Genomic DNA, 7,674 nt, shown 5'->3' with positions numbered 1-7,674 from the left:
CCGGCCGTGTCATCCCCTTATATCGTCGCGGTCTCGCTTTTTTTTTTTTTTGGGGCCCCCCCCCCCCCCCCCGCGCCCCCCCCCGCCCCCCCCCCACGATCGGGTCAAGCGAAAGACGCGCCGACACCATTTCCATCAAGGGGCCGTCACCACCGAGAAGCCGCGCAGGTCGGCACAGCCCGGACACTAAGGCGTTTCTTTATGACCTCGGAGACGAGATCGGCGACCTCTTGCTGGCTCCTGGCCCCATCGCGCCAGCCGACATCGATCGTTTGGCGGTTGATTTCACTTCCAGGAAACGTCGCGGCTTTTGCAAGATATGAGGCAAGATCGTCTGTCAAAACATACGACCATTTTGTCGTCTTATCGCCCATCGCAAGGAACCGGCCAGGCTTGTGATCGCCGAACAGCACCACTCAAGCTTCTTCGATGATCGCCAGATGGTGATCGCGCTCGTAGCTACCAATGTAGATCGTAATCTTTGCCACTTGTTCGGGAAAGGCATCGGCGGCTCGCAAGGGCTCGACCAAGATTGGCGAACACCTGGCGTGCCTGGACCGCTAGATCACCGGGGCCTACAAGTTTCCCGTCGATGTCTTCCGGTTCCTGATCAGCGACGAATATGAGCTTGGCCCCCCTTGCGACAACGACTTGAGTATAGGTCGTTGGGGTCGGTAGATCGCGCGGATTGATACACTCTAGCGCCATCTTTTTCGCTACCCCTTTGATTGCTTCGTCGTTCCGCTGTTCAGATCCATTGCCAGAGGCCGATTCTGTATCACAGAGCCGCATCACAGTTTCCCTGCCTATCCTCTTCTACTCTAATCTACTCCGCGCCACTCTCCCCTCACTCCCACTCGATTGTTCGCATTGTTGCAACAATATTCCCCGCCTTGAAAACTCCCGTCGCCGAACCGTCAAATGCGGATGGCTTTTGAATTCAAAGAGGAATTTGATCGTTCCAGAAAATCTCCGCTTTCAGCGACTATCAATATCGATCGGTCCACATTTCCCAATCCACTGGCGACGCCGCGCCGCCGGCATAGCCGAAGACTACCGTCAGCAGCGCGCGAGATCGACCGCGATGTCGCTTGAAGCGATCGCAGCCCGGCTTCCGACCGGATTACGGCAAGCCGGCGACCTGCCGGGCGTCAGTCTCGCGATATGGACAGCCCTGCGAGAAGCGGAGCGTACGCGGCGAGCCTGCGGGATACAAACTCCGTGAAGAGCCGCACGCGCTTCGTCTTGCGTGTCTCCCCCTGTGTGAGAAGCCAGAGCGTTCCGTACATGTGCAGGTCGGTGCCTGGCACCCTCACCAGTAGGGGATCGGCATCGCCGACGAAGCACGGCAGTGTCGTCATTCCGAGCCCTTGCCGTACTGCAACGATCTGCGCTTCGCCGTCCGTGGTCCTGAATGGAACCCCCGTGGTGCCAACCTCACCCTCGCGGACCCAATCCGGAATTCCATGAGTGCTTATGACGATCCACCGGATGGGATCAGGCGCGCCCGCACGCCATGCGGCTAGTCGATCGCGAGACATGTAGACGCCGCCGAACAGCTCCGGTCCCTTCAGGCCGTGAAGATTGAGCGGCAGGGTTTTGCGGTCGTAGACGACGCGGATCGCCACGTCGGCCTCTCGGTTGGTCAGATTTGCCAGCTCGCCGGACGACAAGATTTCCATCTCGATGTCCGGATGCAGACGCGCGAAATCGGCGAAGTCCGGCATGAGCAGGTGTGTCGCGAGGGTCGGAGCCAACGTCACCCGCAGAAGCCCGCGCACGCTCTGGTCGCGCCCGAAGACGCGCGTCTCCAGCTGGTGCGACGACGCTTCCATCTGGTTCGCGAGCTCGAGGACCTCCTCGCCCGCAGCCGTCAGGCGGTAGCCCGAAGGCAGCTTTTCGAACATCTGCGCCCCGAGGCGTTCCTCGAGCTGTGCGATGCGTCGCAGCACGGTCGAGTGATACACCCCGAGGCCCTCGGCGGCACCCCGCACTGAGCCTCCGCGCGCCACGGCAAGAAAGTAGCGAATGTCATCCCAGTCGATCATGGTGCAATCCGGCACCGCGCGGTGCGCCTTCCAAAGCCCGTATCTAACGCATCGTACAGCAGTACGGGCGGTCAGCATAGCTTATGTCGAACGGCGGACACCGATCGTCGCGGCTGGCGTCAGGTCGTCCGGCGGATCGTTTTCGCACCACCGATGTGCGCGCTTCCGCACTCAACAACTGACGCCTGCGGACCCATTTCGAGGGTCTCGGGGCCAGATGCTGTCCCGACACCACGACAGGAGAAGGTATGGGAAAGCTTGAAGGTAAGGTCGCAGTCATCACGGGTGGTACCTCCGGTATGGCGCTTGCGACGGCGAAACTATTCGTCGAAGAGGGGGCCTATGTGTTCATCACCGGCCGGCGGCAGGAGGTCCTCGACGAGGCGGTGAAGGCGATTGGCCGCAACGTGACCGGCGTGCGCGCCGACTCCGCCAACCTGGCAGACCTCGACCGGCTCTACGAGAAGGTGAAATCCGTAAAGGGCCACATCGACATCGTCTTCGCCAGCGCCGGCGGCGGAGAAGTCGACAAGCCGATAGGGTTGATCTCGGAGCAGTTGGTCGATGATACGCTCAATCTCAACGTCCGCGGTACGCTGTTCACCGTCCAAAAGGCGCTGCCCCTAATGCGCGACGGCGGCTCGATCATCCTCAACGCCTCGAACGCGCACCTCAAGGGATATGCTGGAGCAAGCGTGTACGCGGCTGCCAAGGCGGCGGTCAGGTCGTTCGCGCGAAGCTGGACGAACGACTTGAAGGACCGCAAAATCCGGGTGAACAGCATTAGCCCGGGAGCGATCGGTGACACGGCTGCTTTCGCCGGAATTGCTAAAGAGTTGACGGACTTCTTCGTCACGCTGGTTCCGTTGGGACGCTTCGGGCTTTCTCAGGAGATCGCGGCTGCGGTCCTCTATCTCGCCTCGGACGACAGTCGTTTCACGACGGCCATCGATCTCGTTGTCGACGGGGGCATGTCCCAGGTCTGACCCCGACGCCGTCCCGCGGTTGGCCCTCCAATCGCGGGATCACCAGGCGCGGAGCCAAGGGCGCTGACGCTGTTCGTTCCCAGGCGTGCACGCAGAACTTAATCGATTGGGCGAGCAACCTAGCCAACGTTCGCTTCGCGAACTTTAGTTTTAACACGGATCGGAGAAGTATTATGAGCTATGCGATTGTAGGATTCGGTAAGATAGGCCAGGCCCTCGCCCACGCCTTCGCCCGTAAAAACATCGACGTAACCGTCGCGAGCCGCCGTCCGCCCGAGGCGTTGGCGCCACAGGCTCGGGCGATCGGACCCACGGTCGTCGCCAAGTCGCTGCGGGAAGCCCTCAAGGCCGACACAATCATCTTGGCGGTCCCGTTCGGGGAGCACCGCGAGGTTGCGAAGGCTCTGCCGAGTTGGGAAGGCAAGACAGTCATCGACGCGACGAACGTGTTTCCAGTCCCTGAAGAGCTGGACGGTCTCCCGTCCTCCGCCTTCGTCGCGAAGGCGTTCACCGGCGCCAAGCTCGTCAAAGGGTTCAATCACCTGATTGCGGCCACCCTGGCTGCCAATCCGATCGTCGAGGGCGGCCACCGGGTCGTCTTTCTGTCGAGCGACGACGAGGATGCGACCGCTCCCGTGGCGGCCTTGGCCAAACAACTTGGGTTCGCACCCGTCAAACTGGGAAAGCTCAACGAGGGTGGCACGCTGGTGCACGCACGCGGCCGCACTTGGGGCCAGCTGATCTTCCAGGACCTATTCAAGAAGGAGCAGTAATCGTCTGCGACCGTGTGATCGACGCCGAGAACTGGTCGCGCGAGCAGCGCGCGACCGAATATTTGAAGGCCACAAAGTCGCGAAGGTTGGGGTGGACCTGACGGCGTATGGGCGCCGTTCGAAGAGCGGGGAGACGCCCGACAGAGCGGCAGATCTGCGGATCGCCTAGAATCTATCGACTGCTATCGATGGCCTAGGATTCGCTCGAGTGTCCTCTGCTATCCGATACTACTCCACGGTACTCCCCTCACTCCCACTCAATGATCAATTAGGTCTATAACTGCTTGTTTTGATTGGTAAAATCTTATCATCTTTCCAAGGAATGCCGTCAAGAATACCGTCAGATTCTTAGACTGTTGAAAAGACTAAAACAATGTGGTCGCCGTCGCGGTATGCACACTTTTGACTGCATTACTTACGACTGCCATTCGGCGAGGTCAACGCCGGAGTTCACAGACCATAAGGCAAGGACGGTCTTGCTCATGCTCGACAGCCCTAGGTCGAGTAGACGGGAATGGGCTGGCAGGAGATGGGTGTCGTGTCGAATCCTGTCGATCCTCGATCGGCCAAAGCTTCGCATTCTCATTTGCTGTGACATTGTGTGGGCACACCTTTTTGAGTTCGTTCATTGGCAAGTCTTTGATGCTTGAAATTCTTCGGTGCTAGCAACATCACGTAATACGCTGGCAGGTTGACGACAAATCTCCTGTTCGATGGAGCTTGTCGTGCATTTTTTTGGATGAATCACCGTGCTAGCGTGGACACATAGGCCCAATGATCCTCTGTCCTTCAACGTTTCCGCTTCGGAAGACGACCCAAGAAAGGCTTTCTCGGCAGTACGTACTGAAGTACGGAAAAATTAGAATGCCTCTCCATCTGGTCGGGGAAACGATCGAGAAGACACGCAGAGACAGGCAAACTGGTGAAGCTGATGCGCTGCATCTACGTCGATGCCGATGGTGACATCGACACGGTGCTCCTCCGACACGCTGTTCGCATGTCCCAATATCTATACCCGCGTGCTATCTCTCTGCAGCCGTTTCCGTACTGCTCGGCCCAACGCGCGACGGTCGCCTCTTCCTAAGCGGTCGACGTAAGCAGCCGACCCGGCTCCGTTTCACTCAAGATCATTAAGAGCGAAGGCCCGCCAACCCCTCTGTCGCACAAGCAGTGATCAACGACATTGTGAACGAGTTCCGGATGGCAGTCTCTTCCTTGCACCAGCGATTCCTCGAGGCCTTTCGGCTACGCAGAGAGCATGCAGCGTCAATGGACGTCGCCATGCGGGAGGCGATCGCGATAGGCTCATAGAGGAATACAGCAGCGCGAAGGGAGCGGCAGACGCGGTGTGGACGCTTGCGCGCGAAAACCGATGTATCGCGAAGGCCAACAGGCCGAAGGCTATGTGCTCCGTCGCCGCGGTCGTCCCGGTGCGCAACGAAGCTGCGATGGATCTGATCGTGGCCTGGCCATTGCCGGCGACTATATGCATATCACCGTCGCCGAGGTCCGTTGGGTTCGCCAGCGCGGACGCGTTCGTTGGCGGGATGTCGCCGAAGGCGCCTATCGGCGCGAGCAGGTCGTCACAATTCAGACGCTTGTCATTGATCGTCTGCCGGCGTCGGTTCGCTCCGCGATGTTTCCTGCGGATGGTTATTGCGAAATCCGGCCGACCGGGCGCGAGTCGCCGCGTGAGCTTGGATTTCCCCGCAATGTTGGGATCCGTAAACTTGAAGATCGCCTCCTCGACCTTGCACACGCGCAACGACTGCGTTTGGTCGCGCAGCGGATCGATCCGCGCTGACCCGCTTGTTTGCCGGGCGCAACTCGGTTCGCGCGCGCGATCGTCTGCATCAGAGTGTGGTTCTTCATTGGCTTGTCGAGATGGATCGTCGAGCAGGTTGGCACGTCGAAGCCGGTGATCCACATCGCGCAGACGAAGACCAGTCTCGACCTCCCCACCTCCTGGAGCATGGCTTCAAGCGGAACCGACGAGTTCACCGGCCGGATGCAGGAGGCCATCAACGGGATGATGCTGGACATGATCGCTGCGATTGCCCGCAAGGACTATGACGACAGGCGGCGGCGGCAGGCCCAGGGTATCCGAAAGGCCAAGCAGGAAGGGCGCTACCGGGAGCGGCCTGAGGACCAGGAGCGCAATGCGGCCATAGAAACATAGACCCCTCCATTTCGTTACCCGGTAGCTACGTTGCACTGACGACAGCCGCAAGTAGGCGTCCCGATTGGTATGCCCTACGCACACTCCGCACTCCAACCGCTGGACAAGGATAGCCCGCCAGCGCGTGCTCATGTCGGTCTGAGGTACCGCCACCGGGCAGCCTCTCGGCGTCTGGCGGTCGTCTCGCTCGGGCCTGTGTGGTGAAACCGAAGGGGCACGGGGGGTGCCACGCATGAGCCTGTTATCCGATGGGTCGTAAGAAAATTTGGCCCGGATATTCCGACCCCTCCTTTTGACCCCGTTGAACCCGCTCACCCGAATTGTCTATCCGAGCTAGCCCAAGGGGCCGATTTGGGGGCGATCTTTATCGGCTACTAATGACCTGTCGCTTGACGCTGGGGTCAATTGGGTGGGCACTCGTCATTGGGTGGGCACGCGCGTCAGGCCGGAGTGTAGGCTGGGGTGCGGAAGTCGCAATCTTTGAAGGTCCGTCCCCGCCGCACTCTTGAGACACCCGCCCGGGTAGCCTTGGGGGCGGCACTAGCCGATGTAAGACTGACAGGGTGCCCAAGGCTCCGCTGTCTGGGTCCTGTCATCGCTCAGTCACTATTTAGTTGTGCTGCCACTGCACCCTGCGAAGGCAGCTCAAAGCAGCGGGGACTAACCCCAAGCCCCCCACCCGGTCCCCGCTGCTCATTTACCGTCGCAATGACGTCAAGGCCCGCCTGACCACCTACAACATCGCAGCACACGCCAGTACCCGGCATGATCGTCAAGGCTTTCCGGTGCCGTTGCGGCTCAACGCGCTGCGTTCACGGCGGAATTCGTGAAGGGAGAGATTCGCGCGGTAGGCGCACTGGACGGGCGCGCCATCTTGTCTATCTAATCGCCGACGCAAACCTCACCACGGAAACAATCCACCTCGATCACGAAATTCCCAAACATCGTCCTCAAAACGAGCATTCCTCTCGACCTGCTGATCGGAACCTACCGAACAAGCAAATTGCGAGCGCCTTGCTTTAGGATTGCCAGGCGCTTCGGCAGGCATTTGCAGACCATCGATTGCGATAAGCGCTCCTTTTGGCGATGCCACTTAGGTTATGATGAATTGCAAAAAGCTCAAGACTGTTTGGCTGGCCATCGATTCCGGCCGACTGCTCGGCCATTAATTTCACATAATTTCACATTCCAAACAGAGACGAAAGTTGGCCCAGAGCTTACGGCCGAAACGCTCGCTAAGGCAGTTGGATGCACCGTACGGGGGCGAGCCTTCCGCGCCGATTCCAAATCCTTTGCTCTTCGGCCGTCCCCTCGTACGTCTTGACTAGTACGAGCCCGCAGCCTATTTCAGCGCCACGTTAGCACTCTCCACTGGCGAGTGCTAACCACGCTCCGGCAACGGAGAACCTTTCAACCTCCGCACCAGGGATATCCAAAATGGCAAAGTCGAATTTCCGGCCGCTGCATGACCGCGTGGTCGTTCGTCGGGTCGAATCCGAATCCAAGACCTCCGGCGGGATCATCATCCCCGACACGGCTAAGGAAAAGCCGCAGGAAGGCGACATCATCGCCGTTGGTTCCGGCGCCCGTGACGAAGCCGGCAAGCTCGTGCCGCTGGACGTCAAGGCCGGCGATCGCATCCTGTTCGGCAAGTGGTCGGGCACCGAAGTCAAGCTCAATGGCGAAGA

General features: G+C 59.7%; 6 protein-coding genes and 2 pseudogenes. 5 read left to right on the top strand and 3 right to left on the bottom strand.

The genetic code is table 11. The features are described from left to right. Positions 1–146: 146 nt before the first annotated feature. Both AC0L2B_RS06045 and AC0L2B_RS06040 read right to left on the bottom strand, forming a co-directional pair. Entirely contained in the window at positions 147–416 is a 270-nt protein-coding gene (locus AC0L2B_RS06045) for a hypothetical protein (RefSeq protein WP_473744587.1), read from the bottom strand. 735 nt (positions 417–1,151) lie between these two features. Next, entirely contained in the window at positions 1,152–2,048 is an 897-nt protein-coding gene (locus AC0L2B_RS06040; RefSeq protein ID WP_287119639.1) for a LysR family transcriptional regulator, read from the bottom strand. Positions 2,049–2,296: 248 nt separating this feature from the next. Between AC0L2B_RS06040 and AC0L2B_RS06035 the strand changes: the two genes are divergently transcribed. The 3 genes from AC0L2B_RS06035 to AC0L2B_RS06025 all read left to right on the top strand — a co-directional run bounded on the left by AC0L2B_RS06035 (position 2,297) and on the right by AC0L2B_RS06025 (position 5,611). Continuing rightward, on the top strand, positions 2,297–3,034 hold the full coding sequence (locus AC0L2B_RS06035) for an SDR family oxidoreductase (protein WP_473744586.1): 738 nt from the start codon (positions 2,297–2,299) through the stop codon (positions 3,032–3,034). Between the two features lie 173 nt (positions 3,035–3,207). After that, a complete protein-coding gene (locus AC0L2B_RS06030) occupies positions 3,208–3,807 on the top strand; it encodes an NADPH-dependent F420 reductase (RefSeq protein WP_473744585.1) in 600 nt (199 codons plus the stop codon). 1,372 nt (positions 3,808–5,179) lie between these two features. Continuing rightward, positions 5,180–5,611: a hypothetical protein gene (locus tag AC0L2B_RS06025; RefSeq protein ID WP_473512573.1), complete on the top strand. Its 432-nt coding sequence runs from the start codon at positions 5,180–5,182 to the stop codon at positions 5,609–5,611. Between the two features lie 59 nt (positions 5,612–5,670). On the opposite strand, the pseudogene AC0L2B_RS06020 reads toward AC0L2B_RS06025, so the two are convergent. Beyond that, positions 5,671–5,736, bottom strand: a pseudogene (locus AC0L2B_RS06020) (hypothetical protein); the annotation flags it as partial. Positions 5,737–5,752: 16 nt separating this feature from the next. Between AC0L2B_RS06020 and AC0L2B_RS06015 the strand changes: the two are divergent. Both AC0L2B_RS06015 and AC0L2B_RS06010 read left to right on the top strand, forming a co-directional pair. After that, positions 5,753–5,977: pseudogene (locus AC0L2B_RS06015) on the top strand (recombinase family protein); the annotation flags it as partial. 1,446 nt (positions 5,978–7,423) lie between these two features. Beyond that, on the top strand, positions 7,424–7,674 hold a 251-nt coding region (locus AC0L2B_RS06010), incomplete at its 3' end, for a co-chaperone GroES (protein WP_473744584.1).

The organism is Mesorhizobium sp. WSM4815, from assembly GCF_055811575.1.
The sequence above is the reverse complement of the archived record's forward strand: the minus strand, read 5'-3'. Positions and strand labels throughout refer to the sequence as shown.